Annotated in this window: 23 protein-coding genes; 18 read left to right on the top strand and 5 right to left on the bottom strand. The window is 37.3% G+C overall.

What is annotated here, in order from left to right; genetic code table 11:
- Positions 1–5: 5 nt before the first annotated feature.
- Genes IEV69_RS08210 through IEV69_RS08200 form a run of 3 tightly spaced genes read right to left on the bottom strand, consistent with a single transcriptional unit; the run spans position 6 to position 2,286 of the window.
- Positions 6–326 carry a 2TM domain-containing protein gene (locus tag IEV69_RS08210; RefSeq protein WP_188441368.1) on the bottom strand — a complete coding sequence of 107 codons (321 nt, stop codon included), beginning with the start codon at positions 324–326 and terminating at the stop codon, positions 6–8.
- On the bottom strand, positions 326–1,666 hold the full coding sequence (locus tag IEV69_RS08205; RefSeq protein WP_188441366.1) for a histidine kinase: 1,341 nt from the start codon (positions 1,664–1,666) through the stop codon (positions 326–328). The genes IEV69_RS08210 and IEV69_RS08205 overlap by 1 nt, the downstream gene beginning before the upstream one ends.
- On the bottom strand, positions 1,666–2,286 hold the full coding sequence (locus tag IEV69_RS08200; RefSeq protein WP_188441364.1) for a hypothetical protein: 621 nt from the start codon (positions 2,284–2,286) through the stop codon (positions 1,666–1,668). The genes IEV69_RS08205 and IEV69_RS08200 overlap by 1 nt, the downstream gene beginning before the upstream one ends.
- A gap of 221 nt (positions 2,287–2,507) precedes the next feature.
- Here IEV69_RS08200 and IEV69_RS08195 point away from each other — a divergent pair, with 221 nt between their 5' ends.
- The 10 genes from IEV69_RS08195 (at position 2,508) to IEV69_RS08150 (ending at position 14,224) form a co-directional block, all read left to right on the top strand.
- A complete protein-coding gene (locus tag IEV69_RS08195) occupies positions 2,508–3,530 on the top strand; it encodes a DHH family phosphoesterase (RefSeq protein ID WP_188441362.1) in 1,023 nt (340 codons plus the stop codon).
- On the top strand, positions 3,523–4,065 hold the full coding sequence (gldI, locus tag IEV69_RS08190) for a gliding motility-associated peptidyl-prolyl isomerase GldI (protein ID WP_188441360.1): 543 nt from the start codon (positions 3,523–3,525) through the stop codon (positions 4,063–4,065). Before IEV69_RS08195 ends, gldI begins: the two co-directional genes overlap by 8 nt.
- Positions 4,066–4,082: 17 nt before the next feature.
- Positions 4,083–5,186, top strand: coding sequence for a peptidylprolyl isomerase (locus tag IEV69_RS08185; protein ID WP_188441358.1), 1,104 nt, complete (start codon positions 4,083–4,085; stop codon positions 5,184–5,186).
- 139 nt (positions 5,187–5,325) lie between these two features.
- Positions 5,326–6,696, top strand: coding sequence for an MBL fold metallo-hydrolase RNA specificity domain-containing protein (locus tag IEV69_RS08180; RefSeq protein ID WP_188441356.1), 1,371 nt, complete (start codon positions 5,326–5,328; stop codon positions 6,694–6,696).
- 84 nt (positions 6,697–6,780) lie between these two features.
- Positions 6,781–8,943 (top strand): M3 family metallopeptidase, encoded by a 2,163-nt coding sequence (locus tag IEV69_RS08175; RefSeq protein ID WP_188441354.1) that lies wholly within the window; start codon positions 6,781–6,783, stop codon positions 8,941–8,943.
- A gap of 123 nt (positions 8,944–9,066) precedes the next feature.
- Positions 9,067–9,246, top strand: a complete 180-nt coding sequence (locus tag IEV69_RS08170; RefSeq protein ID WP_188441352.1) for a hypothetical protein — start codon at positions 9,067–9,069, stop codon at positions 9,244–9,246.
- 98 nt (positions 9,247–9,344) lie between these two features.
- Positions 9,345–9,920: a cob(I)yrinic acid a,c-diamide adenosyltransferase gene (locus IEV69_RS08165; RefSeq protein ID WP_188441350.1), complete on the top strand. Its 576-nt coding sequence runs from the start codon at positions 9,345–9,347 to the stop codon at positions 9,918–9,920.
- Between the two features lie 138 nt (positions 9,921–10,058).
- Positions 10,059–10,280 carry a DUF2795 domain-containing protein gene (locus IEV69_RS08160; protein WP_188441348.1) on the top strand — a complete coding sequence of 74 codons (222 nt, stop codon included), beginning with the start codon at positions 10,059–10,061 and terminating at the stop codon, positions 10,278–10,280.
- An 86-nt stretch (positions 10,281–10,366) separates the two neighbouring features.
- A complete protein-coding gene (gene secA / locus IEV69_RS08155; protein WP_188441347.1) occupies positions 10,367–13,720 on the top strand; it encodes a preprotein translocase subunit SecA in 3,354 nt (1,117 codons plus the stop codon).
- A gap of 51 nt (positions 13,721–13,771) precedes the next feature.
- Positions 13,772–14,224 carry a hypothetical protein gene (locus IEV69_RS08150; protein WP_188441345.1) on the top strand — a complete coding sequence of 151 codons (453 nt, stop codon included), beginning with the start codon at positions 13,772–13,774 and terminating at the stop codon, positions 14,222–14,224.
- A gap of 46 nt (positions 14,225–14,270) precedes the next feature.
- Here the strand turns inward: IEV69_RS08150 and IEV69_RS08145 are convergent, their stop codons facing one another.
- Entirely contained in the window at positions 14,271–15,320 is a 1,050-nt protein-coding gene (locus IEV69_RS08145; protein WP_188441343.1) for a T9SS type A sorting domain-containing protein, read from the bottom strand.
- Positions 15,321–15,435: 115 nt separating this feature from the next.
- Positions 15,436–15,786, bottom strand: a complete 351-nt coding sequence (locus IEV69_RS08140; protein ID WP_188441341.1) for a 4Fe-4S dicluster domain-containing protein — start codon at positions 15,784–15,786, stop codon at positions 15,436–15,438.
- 68 nt (positions 15,787–15,854) lie between these two features.
- On the opposite strand from IEV69_RS08140, the gene IEV69_RS08135 reads away from it, so the two are divergent.
- The 8 genes from IEV69_RS08135 (at position 15,855) to IEV69_RS08100 (ending at position 23,340) form a co-directional block, all read left to right on the top strand.
- Positions 15,855–16,913, top strand: coding sequence for an acyl-CoA reductase (locus IEV69_RS08135; protein ID WP_188441339.1), 1,059 nt, complete (start codon positions 15,855–15,857; stop codon positions 16,911–16,913).
- 70 nt (positions 16,914–16,983) lie between these two features.
- Positions 16,984–18,051: a 3-phosphoserine/phosphohydroxythreonine transaminase gene (gene serC, locus IEV69_RS08130; RefSeq protein WP_188441337.1), complete on the top strand. Its 1,068-nt coding sequence runs from the start codon at positions 16,984–16,986 to the stop codon at positions 18,049–18,051.
- Positions 18,052–18,102: 51 nt separating this feature from the next.
- Positions 18,103–19,056 (top strand): D-2-hydroxyacid dehydrogenase, encoded by a 954-nt coding sequence (locus tag IEV69_RS08125; protein ID WP_188441335.1) that lies wholly within the window; start codon positions 18,103–18,105, stop codon positions 19,054–19,056.
- Between the two features lie 154 nt (positions 19,057–19,210).
- The gene (locus tag IEV69_RS08120) at positions 19,211–19,615 is read left to right on the top strand and encodes a DUF6146 family protein (protein WP_188441333.1); all 405 of its coding nucleotides are present in this window, start codon (positions 19,211–19,213) and stop codon (positions 19,613–19,615) included.
- Positions 19,612–19,911, top strand: a complete 300-nt coding sequence (locus IEV69_RS08115; protein ID WP_188441332.1) for a DUF6787 family protein — start codon at positions 19,612–19,614, stop codon at positions 19,909–19,911. Before IEV69_RS08120 ends, IEV69_RS08115 begins: the two co-directional genes overlap by 4 nt.
- Positions 19,912–19,966: 55 nt before the next feature.
- Positions 19,967–20,296, top strand: a complete 330-nt coding sequence (locus IEV69_RS08110) for a hypothetical protein (RefSeq protein ID WP_188441331.1) — start codon at positions 19,967–19,969, stop codon at positions 20,294–20,296.
- Positions 20,297–20,361: 65 nt separating this feature from the next.
- Entirely contained in the window at positions 20,362–22,755 is a 2,394-nt protein-coding gene (locus IEV69_RS08105; protein ID WP_188441330.1) for a TonB-dependent receptor, read from the top strand.
- A gap of 18 nt (positions 22,756–22,773) precedes the next feature.
- Positions 22,774–23,340 (top strand): type 1 periplasmic binding fold superfamily protein, encoded by a 567-nt coding sequence (locus IEV69_RS08100; RefSeq protein WP_188441329.1) that lies wholly within the window; start codon positions 22,774–22,776, stop codon positions 23,338–23,340.
- The last annotated feature ends 36 nt before the right edge of the window (positions 23,341–23,376 follow it).

Here is a 23,376-nt window from a genome sequence, read left to right as displayed (position 1 = left end):
ATAATTTATTCCCATTGTTTGCGTTGCTTTTTTTCTTTCTCAAGAATTTCATTGATTTTTCGTTCCTCCCATTTTTTTCCTAAAAAAAGATTGGGTCCAAAAACACTAGCCCAATGTGCAAAAACACCAATTCCCCAAAAAAATGGTAATGCAAAATTTCCAAATTCAATGGTTCCAAAACCCTGAGTAAATAAGTCACTGCTCACAACAAAGATAAACAGGTTTACCAACACATAAACCAAGAGGTGAATGTAAAATCCTTTGATTTCCTTCATTTTTGTTTGAGCCATTTTGTAAAGCTCTTCTTCGTGATAGTTGCGTTCCATTAGTGCCAGTTTTTATTGTTCTTTTTTTCTTTTTCCATTATCTCCTGAATCTTTTTTTCTTCCCAGGATGTTCCGTACCCAAATACTGTAAAACCATGTATTGTTACACCTATACCCCATCCAAATAACGGAAACCAAAACCACTGAAAGCCCCAGTAAGTGTAATAATTGATGAAGATTAAAAAAGGTACTACGATTAAGTAAGACATTAGGTTACTGTAAAATTCTTTAATTTCTTTTACGCGTCTGTGTGCTTTAATGTAAGCGTCGTTATTTATGCTAGATGATTGTGATTCCATAACGGTATATTGTTTTGTTAATACTGGTATTTGAACTTTAAAATGTTGATCTGTTTCGTTTACTATTACTTTACGGGGTGTTACTATGGCATAACGGTTAACGATATTTTGCAAGCCTACCCCTTTTCTGGTTTTTAAAACTTCTTTACGCTGCAAATCGTTTTCAACAACCAAGGTATTGTTGTTTTCATAAATGCGAATGTGCAAAGGTTTTGACTCACTCACTATATTGTGCTTTATAGTGTTTTCAAGCAACAACTGCAAAGAAAGCGGCACTACCTTAGCTTCCGGATTGGTTAGCTTGTCAGGTAGTTCAAAAAAGAGGCTGTTTTCAAAACGCATCTGCAACAATTGCATATAGGTCTTCGCAAATTTGAGTTCTTCTTCCAGGCTAACCAACTCCTTGTCCTTTTGATCAAGCACGTAGCGATAGATTTTAGATAAGGAAGTGGTAAAATTTTGGGCCTTATCAGGGTTTTCCTCAATCAACGAAGACAATACATTCAAACTGTTGAATAAAAAATGGGGGTCAATTTGATTTTTTAAACTCTCAAACTGTGCTGAAGCTGTGCCAGCAATAATTTTTTGTTCTTTCAGTTTGTTTTTTTGCAGCTCTTTATAAAAGTAAAAGGCATGAAAAAATAATGAAATTATCAACGTAATGATTAATGCAATAAAATAAAACTGCAGACGCTCAGTCTCAAAAAATGTTTCCAGATCTTTACCATCAATGAGCGTTTGGTGTATTAGCCTGATAAAAAATATAGTGATTAAAGTGATAATCACAGAACCTATTAAACCAACAGCAAGCCTAAATTTTTCACGGTTTTTCCAGTTTACTTTTTCGTCGAGATAGTCAAAAAAATAAGAGTTTACCAAACCCAGTGGCACACTGTAAAATATGTAGAGAGCAACTGAAATTAACAAGTTTGAATTGAATGTAACTTCAGCTCCTGAAATTAAGCGAAATGAAATATCCAATACAAACAGGACAACTCCTATTAATACACCAATCCCGACAACAAAAGCAAATTTTTTCATTACTTACAATTTTTAAGGCTTTCTTCAGCTTGTTCTCTACCCCATTGAGGATGAAAAGGACTTTCAGGTTTAAAGGTATCAAAAAGTTCTAAAGATTGCTCAATTGCTTCACAAATTGGTTTAGTATCGGTTCCGAAAAACTGAGCAGATCCCATTTCAAATTGTGCTTTTCCCAAAACTACCCGAGGGTTGTTGGGTGCTATTGCACTAGCCTTTCCATACAGTTCCATAACGGGACCTGATAATTTTTGACCATTGGTCATCGGATCATGAGCTATTTGAGCTGTGTAAATCATCGCCTGCATCACCAACAACTCTGCATTGTCTTTATGCTTGTTTTTTAAGAAGTTTAAAGCTTCTTGTGATTTGCCAATTAGGTTTTCAACTTTAGCCTGATCGGTAGTTTCAAAAGCAGCAGTCGTGTTTACCAGGGCAACATAATAACCGGGCAGCCAGTTTTCATTGTCAACCATTGCTATTCTCTCAAATACTGCAGAAGCTTCTTCTGTTTTCCCTTCACTCCAAAGGTCAAATGCTTTTTGCATGTTTTGCTCATAACTTGTTTGAGCCGATGTTAAGGCTGTCATCACAAGTGCTAAAATAATTAGTGCTTTTTCCATAATATTTATGATTTTTGATTATTTAATACTGCAAATATGCAATTGTACCTCTCCTAATTAAATTACTTTTTACTCAACTGTAGAATTTTATGGATGAGTTGTCGTTTGTAAAAAACAGGGTTTTTATTCTGTAACACCTTACATATTTTTTATATTCGTGACCTGTGCAGAAAACACATAAATCAAACAAATTGAATTTTATATAATTTTAATAACTAGTTGTGGATCAAAATCAAATCAATGCATTAAAAAAGTTTCTTTCTTCCAAAAGAAAAATTGTTATTCTAGGCCATAAAGGTCCAGATGGAGATGCTGTAGGAGCTACCCTTGCTTTATCTCAGTTTCTAAAAAAAATTAATCAATCCACCACAGTTATTGTACCCAATGATTTTCCTGATTTTTTAAAGTGGCTACCAGAAAGCGATACTATCCTCATTTTTGACAAAGCAACCAAGCAAGCAACAAAAGCTATCAAAGATGCTGAATTGATCTTTACTCTTGATTTTAATACTCTTTCGCGTGTGGGCGAGGATATGCAACACCTGCTGGAATCACTCAATACTCCATTTGCGTTAATTGACCACCACCAACAGCCTGGTGATTTCGCTACTTATAAATACAGTGATGTCACTATGAGCTCTACTGCTGAGATGGTATATCATTTCATTGAAATGATGCAAGGAGCAAACCTAATAGATCAATCCATTGCAACATGTATTTATACGGGTATTATGACAGACACAGGCTCATTCCGTTTTAGTTCCACTTCAAGTGAAACTCATCGGGTTGCTGCCAAACTCATCGACTTGGGTATTGACAATGCCATGATTCATCAGGCAGTTTTTGACACTAACAGTCCTGAGAGAATGCAATTGCTGGGAGTTGCATTGCAAAATCTGCAAATCTTAGAACCATTCCACACAGCATACATAACCCTTACTCAGGATGAACTCGACCGGCATAACTTTAAAAAAGGAGACACCGAAGGATTTGTTAATTATGCACTTTCTGTTAAAGGAATCGTTTTTGCAGCAATTTTTATTGAAAACAAACAAGAAGAAATAATCAAAATATCTTTTAGAAGTATTGGAGACTTCTCTGTAAACGAATTTGCAAGAAACCATTTCAATGGTGGTGGACATAACAATGCGGCAGGAGGAAGAAGTTCGGTAAGCCTTAAAGAAACAATTAGTGATTTTATTACTAACTTGCAACTCTATAAAAATGAACTTTCGAATGAATAAATTTTTCATAACTGTCCTTGGAATGTTTTTGGTTTTTTCGGCATGCAAGACACCTGAAGCCAGAAGACCTGTTAAAACAACATCAGGCAGTTATATTGATGCCTCGGTTGCCATGAATAAAAAAATTATCGCCGCCGATGAAAAAGATATCCTTGCCATCATCGAAAAGGACACTTCCAGAGAATACCTCTCATCAGAACAAGGGTTTTGGTATTTTTTTAATAACCAAATTCCTTCAGAAACTGAACAAGCTGATTTTGGTGATATAGTAGAATATGAATATGATATTAAAGACTTGAATGGAAATATCATATATACAAAAGAAGAACTTGGCACTCAAGAATATCATATGGATAAAGAGGAACTCATCAGTGGCTTGCGGGAAGGTCTCAAACTGATGAAAGAGGGGGAAACAGCAACCTTTTTATTACCTTCTCACAAAGCATTTGGTTATTATGGCGATTTAAAACGCATTGGTGCCAATATGCCTATAATCACAACAGTTACAATTTTAAACATAGAACAAATCAATTAAAAACAATTTTTATTTTTATGAAAAAAACAACTTTATTATTCGCATTTTTTGCATTTACACTTTTTGCATGTCAGGATAAATATCCTGATCTTGAAGATGGAGTTTATGCAGAATTTATAACTAACAAAGGTACTTTTGTTGCTAAACTTTTCCACGAACAAACACCCATTACCGTATCAAATTTTGTGGATTTAGCAGAAGGTAATAACGCATTGGTTGATAGCACCTATGAAGGAAAACCATTTTATGATAGCTTAGTGTTTCACCGAGTCATTAAAGATTTCATGATTCAAGGTGGTGATCCACTTGGCAATGGTACAGGAAATCCCGGATACAGATTTCCCGATGAAATCGTAGAAGGTCTTGAACATAATAAAAAAGGGATTCTCTCAATGGCAAACTCAGGTCCTGATACAAATGGAAGCCAATTTTTTATTACTGCAAAAGAAACACCACACCTCAATGGGATGCACACCGTTTTTGGTGAAGTCGTGATGGGTATGGAAGTAGTAGAAGCAATCAATCAGGTTCCAACAAACGAACGTGACGTACCTCAAGAAGCAGTGGTTATTGAAAAATTGAACATCATTAGAAAAGGAAATGTAAGTCTCAACTCTTTTGAGAAAGAAATGGAATCAGTAGAAAATGAACGTAAAGAAAAGGAAGCTCGTTTAAATGAGATTAAAGAAGAAACAGCTGCTGAGTTCAATAAACTTAAAGAAGAAGCAGAAGAACTTCCTTCAGGTCTAAAAATGTTTTTTACAAAAAAAGGTGACGGCGTTCAACCTAAAGAAGGACAGCGAGTCTTGATTAACTATGAAGGTTATTTGTCAGATGGCACCTTATTTGATTCCAGCAAACTGGAAATTGCCGAAAAATATGAAATGGTTGATCCACGTAGACTTCAGGCAAATCAATATGCACCAATGCCTGCTGAATACAGTAGAGATGCACAACTAATCGCAGGCTTTAAAGAAGGAATGTTAGAAATGAAAGTAGGTGATGAAGCCGTTTTATTTATCCCTTCTTATCTGGGATATGGTGAAAACGGAGCAGGTTCTGTAATTCCACCCAATGCAGACTTAATCTTTAAAATTGAAATTGCTGATATAGCTAATTAGTTTATTTCAAATATTAAATAAAAAAAACGCTCCTATCTTGGAGCGTTTTTTTTATAAATTTTATTTGATAGCTTATCAAAATTGGATGGTACAATTTGTAAATTAATCCGTAAATTTAATGGTGTCAAATAGAAAAGTTATGAAATCAGATTTGAAACTTCACTTTTTTGGTGCCGCACATACCGTTACAGGTTCCAAATTTTTAATCGAAACTCCACAGACCAGCATATTAATTGACTGCGGAATGTTTCAGGGATTAAAAGAACTTAGATTGCTCAATTGGGAACCCTTGCCTTTTCCGGCTAAAAATATCGATTATGTCTTACTCACTCACGGTCATTTAGACCATTGCGGATATTTACCAAAACTGGTCCAGCAAGGATTTAAGGGACACGTTTTCGGAACTGCTCCCACCCTGGCTATCGCAGAAGTAATTCTCAGAGACAGTGCTGTGATTCAAGAGGAAGAAGCCAAACAAGCTAATGAAGAAGGGTTCTCTTCCCACCAGCCTGCTTTGCCCTTTTACACCCTAGAAGATGCCGAAAAAACCATCAAATATTTTGAAACAAAAAAAACGGGTAAGTGGATTCCCTTGAATGATAATATCCAATACCGCCATCAAAAAAACGGACATATCATTGGTGCTACCTTCATCGAAGTAGATATAAATGGAAAAGTAATTGTCTTTTCAGGAGATATTGGTCGTAAAAATGACTTGCTACTCGCTCCTCCCACTAAGCCGGAATGGGCAGATATATTAGTAATGGAAAGTACTTACGGAAACAAAATGCATCCTGAAAACGATGCTGATAGCATGCTAACCGAAGCCATTAAACAATGCGTTCAATCAAAAGGAACATTGATAATTCCCAGTTTTGCAGTAGAGCGTTTGCAAACTCTGATGTATAAATTATGGGAATTGTACAGTAAAAATAAAATTCCACACATTCCAGTTTTTATAGATAGCCCGATGGGCAACGAAGTCATCGATATTTTTTCTCAATTTCCCGATTGGCACAAACTTTCAGGAAGTGAGTTCAACGCACTTAAAAACCATTTTAACATTATAACCAGTTATAAGGATACCTGGAAAACTATTGATGATAAACGTGCCAAAGTTGTCATCGCAGGTAGTGGAATGGTTACCGGAGGACGGGTTTTAACCTATCTTAGATACTACCTTGACAAATCTGAAACCATTGTGCTTCTCGCCGGGTATCAGGCTGAAGGAACACGCGGACGACAACTTCAGGAAGGTGCTCACGAACTAAAGCTTCACGGCAAATATATTCCTGTAAAAGCACAAATCAAAACCATTCAAAGCCTCTCAGCACATGCTGATCAAAGTGAACTTATTGACTGGATGAGCTCAATTAAAAACGTTCCAGAGCAAGTATTTTTAGTACATGGCGAACCCACAGCACTAGACACGTTAAGAGTAAAAATCAACGATACCTATGGCTATAAAGCCATTATTCCTCAACTCAATGAAGTATTTTCAATTGATTAAAAGCCGCTTCGTTTATAGCAAATATTTAATTTACTAAAAATACGTACATTCGGAAACTTATTAAGCATAATAATATTCCAAACTATGACAAAACTAACTTTAAAACCCCTGAAACACTATCTCGGGCTTACTGCAATCATTCTGTTTGCTTCTTGTGCAGATACAAAAAACGATACTGAAAACACCAACACCATGAATGAAAACCCATTACTCGCTGAATGGACAGGACCCTATCAAGGTGTGCCCGCCTTCGATAAGATGGATCTGGAAGATTTAAAACCTGCAATGGATACAGCAATGACATCTCATCTCAATGAAATTGATTCCATTGCAAACAATCCTGAAGAACCCACTTTTGAAAATACCATTCTCGCAATGGAAACAGCAGGAAGTGAAATCAACCGTTTGTTTACTTACTACGGCATCTGGAGCAGTAATATGTCAACCCCTGAATTTCGTGAAATTCAGGCAGAATTGTCGCCAAAAATTTCTGAATACAACTCCAAAATCCAACAAAACAAAGCATTGTTCCAGCGCATTAAAACCGTATACGAAAACGCACAAAAACAACCTTTAGACACAGAAAAACAACGTCTTGTTAAGCTGACTTATCAGGAATTTGAAATGAACGGAGCCAATCTAAACGAAGAAGATAAAAAACGCTTTGCCGAAATGAACAAAGAACTTTCTTCTTTATACACCAAATTTTCCAACAATGTGCTCCACGATGAAGAAAACTATGTAACTTATATCACCAAAGATCAGCTCAGCGGATTGCCAGGCTCGTTTATCAATGCAGCTGCCAAAGCTGCGTCAGACCGCGGTCGAGAAAGTGAGTATGCCATTACCAATACCCGCTCCTCGATGGACCCCTTTCTCACATATTCTGATGAAAGAAGCTTACGCGAAAAAGTGTGGCGAACCTACTACTCCCGTGGTGATAATCAGGACGAATATGACAACAATGAAATCATTTCTAAAATACTGAAATTGCGTCACGAACGAGTTCAACTAATGGGCTATGAAAACTTTGCACAATGGCGCTTGCAAGATCGTATGGCCAAAAAACCTGAAAATGCAATGGAACTTATGGAAACTGTTTGGCCGGCAGCTCTAGCACGCGTTGAAGAAGAAGTAACAGAAATGCAAGCTATTGCCAATGCTGAAAATGCAAATATCACCATTGAACCCTGGGACTACCGATACTATGCAGAGAAAGTTCGTAAAGACAAATATGACCTTGACTCTGACGAAGTCAAACAATACCTCGAACTCAATAATCTTACAGAGGCCATTTTTTATGTAGCGGGAGAATTGTTTAATTATAACTTTATTCCCATCACCGATAGTAGTGTGCCTGTTTTTCACGAAGATGTCAAAGTTTGGGAAGTAACTGACAAAAGTAGTGGCGTTCATATAGGACTATTTTATCTCGATCCTTTTGCACGTCAAGGAAAACGTTCAGGTGCCTGGGCTACACAATACAGAAGCCATGCCAATTATGACGAAAAACGAACAGTACTGGCTTCAAACAATTCTAACTTTGTAAAAGCACCCGAAGGTGAATCTGTTTTAATTTCCTGGGATGATGCAGAAACATTTTTCCACGAGTTTGGTCATGCATTACATTATCTTTCATCAAACGTTACTTATCCCACTTTGAATGGTGGAGTAAGAGATTATACCGAGTTTCAATCTCAACTGTTAGAACGATGGCTGTATACTGATGAAGTTATCAACCGCTTTTTAAAACACCACAAAACCGGTGAAGTCATTCCTAAAAGTCTGGTGGCAAAAATCAAAAATTCCTCAACCTTTAATCAAGGCTTTGCAACAACTGAATTTTTAGCATCGGCTTTAATGGATATGAAATACCACACAACAGATCCTTCAGACATCAACCCGCGTAAATTTGAAAAAGAAACTTTAAAGGAACTGGGAATGCCTGAAGAAATTGTTATGCGCCACCGCAGTCCTCACTTTGGACACGTCTTTTCTGGTGAAGGCTACGCAACAGCTTATTACGGTTATATGTGGGCAGATGTGTTAACCAGTGATGCCGCAGAAGCTTTTGAAGAAGCTCCAGGTGGTTTTTACGATAGAGAATTGGCAGACAAATTGGTCAACTACCTCTTTGCTCCTCGCAACGCAATGGATCCCACAGAAGCTTACAAAAAGTTTAGAGGACGTGATGCCAAAATTGATGCTCTTATGCGCGATCGTGGCTTCCCTGTGCCAAATGAATAATTTTTTATAAATGGATTAATTTTGTTTTTTTAACGTATTTAATAATAAAATCAATCATTTATTTTAGATTAACCCTCTTTGGATTTTTATATTTAATTAATCACCTTTGTTAAAAAACTAACAATGGCAGAATGGTTTTCAACTGATAGTGATTTACTTTTGTACTTGGGAATAGTGATTGCTTTTTTTGCGTTTTTTATCTGGAACAGTACGCGATTAAAGCGAAACAGAGCCAAGCAAAAAAAACGCAATTTCAGAAAACGCTTTATGGATCGAAAGAAAAATGTTAGCAAAGAAGAATAAATTTTTTAGTCGTCTTTAGACGTTGTGTATTCTTCGAAATTATTGAATTAAATTGTAAATTGAATCTTTTAATTTAGAGTTTTAACTTTGTACATTAAATGAAAATATATACCAAAACCGGTGATAAAGGAACAACTGCTCTATTTGGAGGTACGCGTGTTCCTAAACACCACATTCGCATTGAAAGTTACGGTACAGTCGATGAACTGAATTCGCACATCGGATTAATACGCGATCAGGATATCTCCAAGAGTCATAAGAAATTACTCAACCACATACAGGACCGTTTATTTACAGTAGGTGCCATTCTTGCCACCGATCCGGCGAAAGCCGTTCTAAAAAATGGGAAAGAAAGACTCAACATACCTAAAATAAGTGACGAAAATATTGCCTTACTGGAAACCAGCATCGATGAAATGAACGAATTTCTTCCACCAATGACTCATTTTGTGTTGCCTGGGGGGCATCAAACAGTGTCATTCTGTCACATTGCCCGTTGTGTATGTCGGCGTGCAGAGCGACAAACCAGCTATTTGAATGAACAAGAGCCGGTTGACGAAAAGGTTTTGATGTATTTAAACAGGCTCTCTGACTACTTGTTTATGCTGGCACGAAAATTGTCCCAAGAGTTGGAGGTTGAAGAAATTAAATGGATCCCGGAAAAGAAAGATTAACTTTTGTGTATTTATTTAGTATTCAGCCTATTAAAATAAATATTATAAAGTTCTTATAAATAAAGTAGAAATAATTCTTTTTTTTCTTGACTTTCTCAACTAAAAAATTATTTTTGCAAAAAATTAAACTGAAGTGCTATGTACTGGACATTAGAATTAGCATCCTATTTAAGTGATGCCCCTTGGCCTGCCACCAAAGATGAACTGATTGATTATGCAATCAGAACTGGAGCGCCTCTCGAAGTCGTGGAAAACCTTCAAGCGATCGAAGATGAGGATGACGCATATGACTCTATTGAGGAAATTTGGCCCGACTACCCTACTGACGAAGATTATCTTTGGAATGAGGATGAATATTAACCAAAAAAATAAAAACATATAAGAAAGTCTCGACAGAGGCTTTTTTTTTGCTTAATTTTGAAGCAGTACAATACCAAAAGACAATTATGACCTTTATTGATAAAGTATTAAAAGTATTTGTAGGAGATAAATCCAAACAGGACGTAGGTAAAATCATGCCGATTGTCAAACAAATAAAACAATTTGAATCGGCTTTAGAACAACTTTCATTAGACGAACTACGCGCTAAATCTGAAACCTTTAAGCAAAAGATAGCTGACTCGCGAAAGGAGTTGGATGCACAAATAAAACAACTCTCAGAAGAAGCAAATGCATCTGGCGACATAAACCGCAATGAAGACATCTATGCTGAAATAGACAAGCTTAGAGACGAAATTTACACGATCGAAAAGCAGGTGCTGGACGAAATACTTCCTGAAGCTTTTGCTGTAGTAAAAGAAACTGCTAAGCGTTTTATTAACAATACAACCCTTGAAGTAACTGCCACTTCTTTTGATCGTGAGCTTTCAGCTACCAAAGATTATGTAACCCTTGATGGCGATAAAGCCCTGTGGTCAAACTCGTGGGATGCAGCCGGAAAAGAAGTGACCTGGGATATGGTTCACTACGACGTACAACTTATTGGTGGTATTGCGCTCCACCAAGGAAAAGTGGCCGAGATGCAAACGGGAGAAGGTAAAACATTGGTGGCTACTTTGCCGGTTTACCTTAATGCCCTTGCAGGAAACGGGGTGCATCTGGTTACCGTAAACGACTACCTGGCCAAACGTGACAGTGCGTGGATGGCTCCTATTTTTGAATTTCACGGTTTAAGTGTAGATTGTGTTGACTATCACCAACCCAATTCAGAAGCGAGAAGAAAGGCCTACAATGCCGATATAACTTATGGAACCAACAACGAGTTTGGTTTTGATTACCTGCGTGATAACATGGCCCACGCTCCTACTGACTTGGTTCAGCGTCCACATCACTACGCCATCGTGGATGAGGTGGATTCTGTATTGATTGATGATGCGCGTACACCTTTAATTATTTCAGGGCCAGTTCCCGAAGGTGACCGCCACGAGTTTACAGAGCTCAAACCACAAATTAGTGAATTGGTGGAAATTCAACGTAAATATTTAACAGGTGTTTTAGCAGAAGCCAAAAAACTCATCGCCGAAGGAAAAACCAAAGAAGGTGGATTAAAATTATTGAGGGTTTACAGAGGTTTGCCTAAAAACAAAGCTTTGATCAAGTACCTTTCTGAAGAAGGCATTAAGCAAATCCTTCAGAAAACCGAAAATTTCTATATGCTTGATAACAATAAGGAAATGCCTAAGGTAGATGCTGAATTGTACTTTGTGATTGATGAAAAAAACAACCAGATTGAACTATCAGATAAGGGAGTTGAGTTCCTATCTGGCGAAAAAGACCCCGATTTTTTTGTAATGCCTGAAATAGGACTTGAAATTGCTAATATTGAAGCCAAAGAACTCTCAAAAGAAGAAGAAGCTAAAGCCAAAGAGGAATTGTTTAGAGAGTTTGCTGTGAAAAGCGAACGCATTCATACGATGAACCAATTGCTTAAAGCCTATGCCTTGTTTGAAAAAGACACCCAGTATGTGGTGATGGACAACAAGGTGATGATTGTTGATGAACAAACCGGACGTATTATGGACGGGCGTCGTTACAGCGATGGTTTGCACCAGGCGATTGAGGCCAAGGAAAATGTAAAAATTGAAGCCCTCACTCAAACTTTTGCAACAATCACGCTTCAAAACTATTTCAGAATGTACCGCAAGCTTGCTGGTATGACCGGTACTGCCGTTACCGAAGCAGGTGAACTTTGGGAAATTTATAAACTTGATGTAGTTGAAATTCCCACCAACAGACCAATTGCACGAGATGATCGGCAGGATAAAATTTATAAAACCAAACGCGAAAAATTCAATGCAGTGATTGATGAAGTAGTTGAACTTTCCAATGCCGGAAGACCGGTTCTGATTGGTACTACTTCTGTAGATATTTCTGAATTACTCAGTAAAATGCTTACCCTTCGAAAAATTAAGCACAATGTGTTGAACGCTAAACTTCACAAAAAAGAGGCACAAATTGTTGAGGAAGCCGGACATGCAGGTGTGGTTACCATAGCAACCAATATGGCAGGTCGAGGTACCGATATCAAACTCTCTGAAGAAGTAAAAAAAGCCGGAGGTCTTGCTATTATTGGCACGGAGCGTCATGATTCCCGCCGAGTAGACAGACAGTTACGTGGACGAAGTGGACGTCAGGGAGATCCGGGTAGTTCACAATTTTATGTATCACTCGAAGACAACCTGATGCGCTTGTTTGGAAGTGACCGAATTGCCAAACTGATGGATAGAATGGGCTTGAAGGAAGGTGAAGTAATTCAGCATTCTATGATTTCCAAATCGATTGAACGTGCTCAGAAAAAAGTAGAAGAAAATAACTTTGGAATCAGAAAACGTCTCTTGGAATATGATGATGTGATGAATGCCCAGCGTGAAGTGATCTATAAAAGAAGATATCATGCTTTGTTTGGAGAACGACTTAGAGTTGACATAGCAAATATGATTTATGACACCTCTGAGGTCATTGCTGAATCCAACAAGTTGGCACAAGATTATAAAAACTTTGAGTTTGAACTCATTCGCTTTTTCTCAATCAGTGCCCCTGTGACTCAGGAAGAATTTGAGAAAAAAGACACGCTTGAAATTGCTGGTATTGTATACAAAGTTGCATACAAGTACTATCAGGAGCGTATGATTCGCAATGCTGAAATTGCTTACCCGGTAATTAAAAATGTCTATGAACAACAAAAAGATCAATACAAACGCATTCTGGTTCCATTCAGTGACGGAGTGAAGACGCTGAATGTAGCTACCGATCTTGAAAAAGCTTATGAAACTGAAGGCAAACAATTGATTCTGGATTTTGAAAAGAACATCACCCTGGCCATTATTGACGATGCCTGGAAAACCCATTTACGCAAAATGGATGAATTAAAACAGTCTGTACAATTAGCTGTCCACGAGCAAAAAGATCCATTACTTATTTATAAGTTTGAGGCCTTTGAACTCTTTAAGGTGATGATAGAAAAGGTTAATAAAGATGTAGTCTCCTTTTTATTTAAAGGTGAATTGCCACAGCAGGACCAGGCACAAATCCGGGAAGCCCGCCAAAGCAAGCCTAAGGAAAATCTGAAAACACAAAAAGATGAAATTCCAAATATGGATGAACGCGCAGCGCAATCAAGGGCTGCAGGGCAGACACAATCACAACAAACTGTTACCGAAACAATCGTTCGTGACAAACCAAAAATTGGTAGAAACGACAAAGTAACTATTAAAAATGTGATGAGCGGTGAAACCAAATCATTGAAATTTAAGCAAGCCATTCCGTTGCTCGACAAAGGTGACTGGGTGTTGATGGATTAATAAACTATTTGGGATGATTTTTGATAAGATTCTTTATAAACATTCAAATTAATGAAGATTTTTATCAGTCTTTTATTTTTAACCTTCAGCAGTCTTCTTACTGCTCAGGAGTTTGGTTCTCAATTTCTAAAAATGAACGATCACACACTCCCTGAATTGTTTCTTGTTGAGAATAGTTTTTTTGTTCAAAAATATGAGAAACTAAATTTTTCAAAAACACTGGGAGTATCCTCTAGTAACTATTGGCAACCGGTGAGTATGGAGGATGCGCTTAATAAGCAAAAATCTTATTTGAACAGAAAACAAGAAACTAAACGTCCCATTAATGCAGAAACTTTAGGTTTCAGAAAAGTCATTAGAAAAGAAAGTTCCATCAGGGTGGAAGTACATGACCCCTATTTTCTGAGAAGAACCGGGGTGCAAAATTCAGTTTACAGAGATGCCTCTATGCCTTTTTTTTATAATCCCTTTCACTACAGGGTTGTTCCAGGAACTGAATATTAAACCTGCCACCATTTGGTAGCAGGTTAATTTATATTGTTAAAAAATATTAGTTTACTAAGGCCTCAGTCAATGTTTTCCCTTCACATTGTATTTGGCAGAGATAAACTCCCTTTGGGAAAGTGGTTTCAATAATAATTGAACTTGCAGACGAATTGGTTTGATATATTAGTTTTCCATTAAGATCATACAAGCTCACATCCAAGTTTTTATTTTTTAAATTAGAAAGTTTAAATTGACCGTCAACAGCTTTGGTATTATTGAAAAACACTCCTTCTGCAAATTCATTATCTTCTAAACTTAAAAATTCAAAAAAGTAAGATTCAGATTCGATCACACAGGTTGGAGGTCCGAAAGTTACTTCTACAGTATAGTTCCCGGTTTGCTCTGGAGTTATTGCAAAAGTATTTTCTCCGGGGATTTCTACACCTTCAAAAAACCAGCTATAGTCGTTGCCATTTTCAGTAGTAATAAGTTCAACTCCTATTTCAGAAATAGTTACTTCTTCACCAACGACCTCAAATGTTACAGGAACTCCACTGGAAAGCCATTGCTCAGGACATTGCTCATAAGAAACCTCAAGAAGATAAGAACCAGCTTCAGATACTTCATAAAAATCCTGTGTTCCCTCAAGAACCAATTCTCCGTCTTTATACCATCTAAAATTTTGAGGACCTGGAAATGCATTTGAAATGACAGAGGTCTCTCCATAGCAAAGGGTCGTGTCAGGATCGTGTTCAATGGCTGGTGACTGAAAGATCCAGGTGTCAAACATAATTTCGTTAGAATCTTCAGTACAGCTATCTTCAGTAATGGTTACAAAAACATAGGCAAAACCCAAATCACCGGCAACAATGCTCAGTGAATTACTTGTTTCACCTTCAAAATTTGTGGGACTCCCAGTTGCTGAAAATTTGTACTTCCATTGGTAGCTTTCATAACCTGATGGTGCAGTAAACTCAATTACCTGATCGGCACATTGTATTTGGTTCCCTCCACTTAAATCAGGGTTTGAAGTAATAGTACTGTCAAAAGGACATTGTGCAAAAGCCAGACTTTCCATCAGTAAAAAGCAAATTAAAAGCGTAAATTGTTTCATTTTATTATTTATTAAATTAGTTGTTTAATGAACGAATTTATTTAAAACAGTTGAAATAAAAAAACCGAAACACTTATTAGTCTTTCGGTTTTGATTTTTAAAAATAAAGCAAGACTTATTTATGATGCATAAATGCCTGTTTCGTTAAAAGTTCTTCTTCTGTTTCTTTGTGATTATCATCGGGAACACAACAGTCTACAGGACATACCGCAGCACATTGAGGCTCTTCGTGAAAACCTTGACATTCTGTACACTTATCCGGAACAATATAATAAATCTCATCACTAACAGGTGTTTGAACCTCTTCAGCATTGACTTCTTTTCCGTTGGGGAGCACTACATTGCCTTCCAAATCAGTTCCATCAGCATAGCGCCAATCGTCTGCACCCTCATATATCGCGGTATTGGGACACTCCGGCTCACAAGCTCCACAATTGATACACTCATCTGTTATTATAATTGCCATAGTTTTCTTTTTCTTTACGTAAATTTGCACAAAAATAACTCCAAAACATTTCAAAACCAAATTGCTTCATGACATTAACAGAACGTATAAATGCCTGTATTCATTTAGGGAAATTTTTATCGCAATTTGTAGAAAGCCCTCCCCTTAGAAAAGAAGATGTCCTTCTCAATGATATGTTTTTTGACGGGATGCTACACCAGATTAAACTCGCTGAAGAACACAACGGTTGGTTTACCAATGAAAACATTCGCTTTGCACTCAAAAACTGGTCTGAGGCCCTAAAAAACAATCACTTAAAGGAATGGCTCCTACCCTATTCATTCGATACTATTGAGCCAAAGACAGTCGCTATTGTAATGGCCGGAAACATTCCATTGGTTGGTTTTCACGACTTTTTATCTGTTTTAATGTCAGGTCATAAGGTATTGGTAAAACAATCTTCCAAAGATAAGCATCTATTGCCCTATCTGGCTAAATACCTTGAGTATGTTGCGCCGGGATTTAAGGGTTACATCACATTTACTGAGGATCAACTCAGCGGCTTTGATGCCGTGATAGCAACCGGAAGCGACAATACTGCCCGTTATTTTGAATATTACTTTAAAACGAAGCCACATATCATAAGAAAAAACAGAAACTCAGTAGCTGTTCTAAGCGGCAAAGAGTCTGAAGTCCAACTGAGCGCTTTGGGTGAAGATATATTTAGGTATTATGGTTTGGGATGCAGAAATGTTTCTAAGTTGTATGTTCCGGAAGATTACAATTTTGATGCTTTTTTTAATGCTATTTATCCTTGGCATACTTTAGTTAACAAACAAAAATATGCTAACAATTATGATTATAACAAAGCGGTTTATTTGATGAGTGAGTTTGACTTTCTTGACAATGGTTTTTTTATGTTGAAAGAAGATACAGGTTACAGTTCGCCCATTGCGAGTTGTTTTTATGAGCGCTACTCATCTAAAAATGAGCTGCTGCAACGTTTAAAACAAGACCAAAAACTCATTCAGTGTGTTGTATCAAAGGGCTTAATAGAAACTGAAATTGCCTTTGGAAAATCACAACAGCCTCAGTTATGGCATTATGCTGACAATATTAATACGCTTGATTTTTTATTAAATATTTAGAAGAAAAGCCCTGAATTAATCAATTTAATGGCTGTAAATTAGTACTAAGAACTTTAAGAATTTGAATCCTATGAAAAAACACAACTTTAGTGCCGGTCCCGGAATTCTTCCTCGAGAAGTCATTGAACAGGCTTCAGTTGCAGTACAGAACTATAATAATACAGGTTTGTCGATACTTGAAATTTCACACAGAAGTAAAGAATTTGTCGCAGTGATGGAACAAGCGCGACAACTTGCTTTGGAACTTACAGGACTTGAGGGTAAAGGGTATCGGGCATTATTTATGCACGGAGGTGCCAGTTTACAGTTTGTGATGGTAGCCCAAAACCTGCTTGAACGCAAAGCGGCCTATATAAACACAGGAACCTGGGCAAGCAAAGCCATCCAAGAAGCACGATTTTTTGGCGAAGTACTGGAAGTGGCTTCATCAAAGGATCAAGACTTTACCTATATCCCTAAAGAATTTGAAATTCCCACAGGAATAAGTTACTTGCACTGCACCAGTAACAATACCATTTATGGTACGCAGTTTAAAAAATTCCCTGAATCCTCTGCACCTCTGGTGTGTGATATGAGCAGTGATATTTTTTCCCGGGACATCGATTATTCTCAATTTGACTTGATTTATGCCGGTGCACAGAAAAACATGGGCCCTGCCGGAACAACTCTGGTGCTGGTGAAAGAAAGTGTTTTGGGAAAAGTTAGCAGAGCAATTCCCAATTATATGAACTACCGCCAACATATAGAAAAAGAAAGCATGTTCAATACGCCTTCTGTTTTTGCTGTTTACTGCTCCATGCTTACCCTAGAGTGGATTAAAGCTAGAGGAGGTGTTTCTGAAATTGAAAAAGAAAATTCAAAAAAAGCAAGCCTATTATATAAAGCAATTGACAGTAATAACTTGTTTGTTTCCAATATTACCAATATAGAAGACCGCTCGATGATGAATGTAACGTTCAGGCTTCAAGATGACAGTCATAAGGAAATGTTTGAAAAACTAGTGGCTCAAGCCGGAATCAACGGGCTCAACGGTCACAGATCAGTTGGAGGTTACCGGGCGTCCATATATAATGCATTGCCATTTGAAAGTGTACAATTACTTGTTGATACAATGCAACAGCTCAAAAATAAAGTTTAATTCAGTCAAGACTCAATTAAAATAAAACTATTACATCTATAACCCAAGACAATGAAAGTATTAGCAAACGACGGAATATCAAAAAGCGGAATTGACGCATTGGAACAAGCTGGAATCGAAGTAATCACTACCAAAGTTGCCCAGGAGCAGCTCATAAACTACATCAATCAGCGTCAAATTGATGTAATACTGGTGCGCAGTGCAACCACAGTTAGAAAAGAGGTGATTGATTCCTGTCCATCTTTAAAACTTATTGGACGTGGCGGGGTAGGTATGGACAATATAGATGTGACATATGCCAAAGAAAAAGGAATTCACGTGATAAATACACCTGCAGCTTCCTCTGCATCAGTTGCAGAGCTTGTGTTTGCGCATTTGTTTACGGGCGTGCGGTTTTTATATGATGCCAATAGAACTATGCCGCTGGATGGAGATACCAAATTTAACGACCTTAAAAAAAGTTATGCCAAAGGCATTGAGTTGAGAGGCAAGACACTTGGTATTGTAGGATTAGGTAGAATTGGTCAGGAAGTAGCAAAAATTGCCATCGGCTGTGGTATGCGAGTCTTTGCCTGTGATAAATTTGTAAAAAATACTTCTGTTACACTTGATTTTTTTACAGGTGAACAAATGACATTTACGATTGAAACAATTCCTTTTAAAGAGGTATTGAGTGCCAGTGATTTTATCACTTTACACATACCCGCACAGGAAGGGTATGTAATTGGTAAGGAGGAAATAAAACTAATGAAGGACGGCGCAGGAATTATCAATGCAGCACGTGGCGGTGTTTTAGATGAAGTGGCTTTAAAAGAAGCCTTAGATAGTGGAAAACTTGGTTTTGCCGGCCTTGATACTTTTGAGGAAGAACCCAGACCAGCTATTCAGGTTTTGATGAACCCTAAAATATCTTTGACACCACATATAGGAGCTGCTACTCTTGAAGCTCAGGACAGAATAGGTCTTGAATTAGCTGAGAAAGTAATAAACCTACTGAAGCATTAAACTATCAATACGATTCTGAAAGCACCTCAGGGATGCCAGTTTAAAGAATTAAAAAGGGGGCAAAATGATTTATTTTTCTTTCCATTTGGGGGGTATATTGTTAAATAAATCTAAGTAAAAATCTATTCCTTGATAAATTTGTATCTTTGTTGTTATGAAGTATTTGCTTTCCATACTCGTTTTTGCGATGGTTGTCATTAGTTGTGACACCACAAAGTCAACTGTTCAAACCACTCAGGATGATTCTGAATTTTCTGATACTGTACGAATAGCCAATGATAGCATTGAGTATGAAATCATCATTATTGAACCTGGTTTTAACGGATGGTTAGTAACTCAACCACCAAAAGGATATTATGGCCTAAGCTATCTTGAAACCAGAAACCGTCAATATGTGAATGAATACAACTACCGCGTTTACGCTCCCGGCTTTAATAAAGACCTTTATGTTCAGGAAATCAACTATGACCCTTCCATTTCTTATGGTTTGGAAGTAAATTATTTACTTTACAATTATTTTAAATATTTTGAAATCACCTACAACCAAAAGCTTCGATGAATAAACTTAAAGATCGCTGGGGTATTACATCCAACCGTCAATTAATCATAATATTTATTGTTTTTGGTATAACCGGAACACTGGCTGCAAGGCTGGGAGAACCTTTAACGTTACTTTTAGGAATTTCGCAAGACTTTTGGTTATATTGGCCTGTTAGAATTTTGATTATTCTACCTGTGTATAAAGTGATTCTTTTAATGATAGGTTGGTTGTTTGGAGAATTTGATTTTTTCTGGAATTTTGTCAAAAAAATGCTAAGAAGACTCACCCCTAAAAGTCTTTATGATGGACGTTAAAAAACACTACAAAAATACACTTAATATTTTATTGAATATTGAATTTTAAGATTATATGAAAACCAAGCAGGGTTTAAATTTCAAAGTAACCGCATTACTACTTACAATTGCTCTGTTGTTGCCTTTTACTACTGAGGCCTTGCATTTGATTGCTCACAACAATCACATACATTGTACAGAGACCGGAACTACTCATTTTCATCAACAAGAATTAGAATGTGACCTGTTTGACTTTCAGCTCAGTACAGTTTTTCATTTATTTATTTTTGAATCAGAAGAACAACAATCTCTAAATTTTAAATCTATATTTCCTTCTATTGAGGATTATTATTTTAATTCTTTTTTTATAACTCCACACTTAAGAGGGCCTCCTGTAAACGCATAAATCTGATTTATTTTTATCACAATTGTTTTATCTATCTCTTTTAGTAAAGGGGAACAATTTAATTTATGCGATTTATTATCATATTCTTATTAATTGGTGGTTTAGTCCATTCACAAAATTGTGAGCAAGAACTCCATGGGCGTGTTGTTGATTTCCACGATGGAAGTCCGTTATCGGGCGCTGTAATTATAGTCGGTGGTGTTGAAAAATATGCTCAAACTGATGTGGATGGTTATTTTACCATAGACAACCTCTGTGATGAAACATACAACCTGCAGATATCTCACCCTGAGTGCTCTACAGTATCCAAAACAGTAACTGTTCCTTATGTTGGCACTTATATTATACAGATGGAGCACCACTTGGAGACACTCGATCAGGTAACAGTAAAAGGAAGTGCAGCGATTGACTATGTTAGCTCACAATTAGAGAGCCGTCTAGAGAAGGATGCATTAGACGATTTGAGCCACACTTCACTGGGTGATGCCCTCAAATTGCTGTCTGGCGTTTCCACTTTAAACTCTGGAAATACTGTTGTAAAACCTGTTATTCAAGGCTTACATAGTAGCAGGGTATTGATAATGAACAATGGTGTTAGAATGCAGGATCAGGACTGGGGCGTAGAACACGCACCGAATGTAGATTTAAACAGTGCCGGAAGTATTGCTCTTATTAAAGGCGCTTCTGCTCTTCAGTATGGTGGTGATGCTGTGGGAGGAATTGTATTGGTTGAGCCCGATAGGGTAATACGCAAAGACAGTCTTTTTGGAAGTACAATCTTAACGGGTGCCTCAAATGGTCGTGGCGGAACTCTAAGTAGCTCTTTGAGTAAAACAACAGCTGTTGGTTGGTATGGACACGTTCAGGGAACTTTGAAGCGGTTTGGTGATTTTGAAGCCCCCAACTATGTTTTAAGTAATACAGGTCAGTTTGAAAAGGCTTTTTCAGTTCGTTTTGGACTTAACAAATTCACATATGGTTTTGAAGGTTATTATTCCTTTTTTGACTCAGAAACAGGCATCCTAAAAGCCTCTCATCTTGGCAATGCTGAAGATTTATTTTTTGCGATTCAAAATGAGGAGCCCTCTGTAATAGAAGATTTCACCTATTCTATTGAGAATCCCAAACAGGAGGTTACACATCATTTGGCGAAAGCAAAAGGCTTTATGCGCATCAGTAATTTTGGAAAGCTGGAAGCTCAATACGACTTTCAATTTAACAACCGTTTTGAATATGATGTGCGACGCGGCGGCAGGGGTGATCAGGCTGCAGTGGATTTAGAATTGACAACCCATACTTTTTCCACCGACTTGAGCTATGATGCCCATACAGATATTAAAGGAAATGTGGGTGTGATGATGCGATACCAAAACAATTTTGCCAATCCTGATACCGGTGTGAGACGTTTGATTCCGGACTATGACAAATATGATTTAGGTGTTTACGCCTTGGGAAACTATACTTTAAATGACAATTGGAAACTGGAAGCCGGTGTTCGCTATGATTACAATCATTTAGATGCCAAAAAATTCTACCGAACATCACTATGGGAAAACAGAGGCTATGATGTGGAATTTGCTAATTTTTTTGTAGAAGATTTTGGAACACAGGTATTGACAAATCCGGTATTTGATTTTCATAATTTCTCAGGAACACTAGGGTTTACCCACACATTGTCTGAGCAATTTGAAATTTTCACAAACTATTCACTTGCTACACGCGGACCGAATCCTTCTGAGCTGTTTAGCGAAGGGCTGCACCACTCTGCCGCTAGAATTGAAATTGGCGATTTACGGTTTCAACAGGAAGTAGCTCATAAAGTGGCCGTTTCCCTTCATAAAAAAGCAGGTAGGTTTCAGTTTAACTTCAGTCCTTTCTTAAATAAGGTTAATGATTTTTTGTTAATAGAGCCTACCGGTGTGGAGCAAACCATAAGAGGTGGATATCAGGTTTGGGAATTTCGTCAAAAAGATGCCTATTTATTCGGCTTTGATATTGACGCCAATTATCAGATTTCACGGCATTTTGATATGTTTTCGAAGTTTGCTTTGGTTAAGGGTTATGAAAACAAGGATGAAAATCCCTTGATCCTTATGACTCCAGCTAATTTAAGCACCACTTTGGAGTACAAGAATGAAGAATTGAATCACCTCAAACTTGCGCTGGAAAGCAATTTGGTATTTCGCCAAAATGAGTATCCAGATACCAATCCGGAAATTTATTTGCCCATTAGCCAAACTAATGAAATTATTGATGTTAGCACACCACCCGAAGCTTATCATTTAATGCATTTCAGAGTAGACACCCGTTTTGATCTTTCCAGAAAGTCAACACTGGCGATGGGATTGAGTATTTATAATTTGTTTAATACTGAGTACAGAGATTACCTCAATAGACTGCGCTATTTTGCAGACAATTTAGGGAGAAATATAGTTTTAAGAGTAAAAATTAATTATTAACCATTTATAAAATTAACAATGAAAAATTTAAAATTAACGAGTTTATTATTTATAACTACACTGTTTTTAACTTCCTGCTCTAGTGATGACGATAACATAGAGCCGATACTAGAGGAAGAAGTTATCACAACCCTTCAAGTCACTCTTGTAGGTGGTGGTTCAACCATTACAATGGAATACAAAGACTTAGACCCTGAGGGTCCTACTGACCCCGTTGTAACCGTTAGCGGCCCTTTGATGGCCGGGACGGTATATACCGGAAGTTTGACCCTTTTGAATGAATTGGTCAATCCAGCAGAAAACATTACTGAAGAAATATTAGAAGAAGCTGAGGAACATCAGTTTTTCTATCAAGTAAGTAATACTCTGAATATTACAAACATTACTTATGAAGATTCTGATAGCAATGGAAACCCGTTGGGCTTAAGCTTTAGCTTTGAAACAGGTGCCGCAAGTGCAGGTGATTTTACCATCATTTTAAGACACGAGCCCAATAAGGAAGCTGAGGGTGTAAGTAATGGTGACATTACCAATGCTGATGGAGAGACTGATATCTCAGCTGGATTTCCATTGACAATTCAGTAAACTTAGTACTTTATAAAACTAAAAAGCTGTCAAATT

It is taken from the genome of Planktosalinus lacus, from assembly GCF_014640155.1.
In the GTDB taxonomy this organism is placed as follows: Bacteria; Bacteroidota; Bacteroidia; order Flavobacteriales; family Flavobacteriaceae; genus Planktosalinus; species Planktosalinus lacus.
Note: the sequence above shows the minus strand (reverse complement) of the source record. Positions and strands in the feature narration are given on the sequence as shown.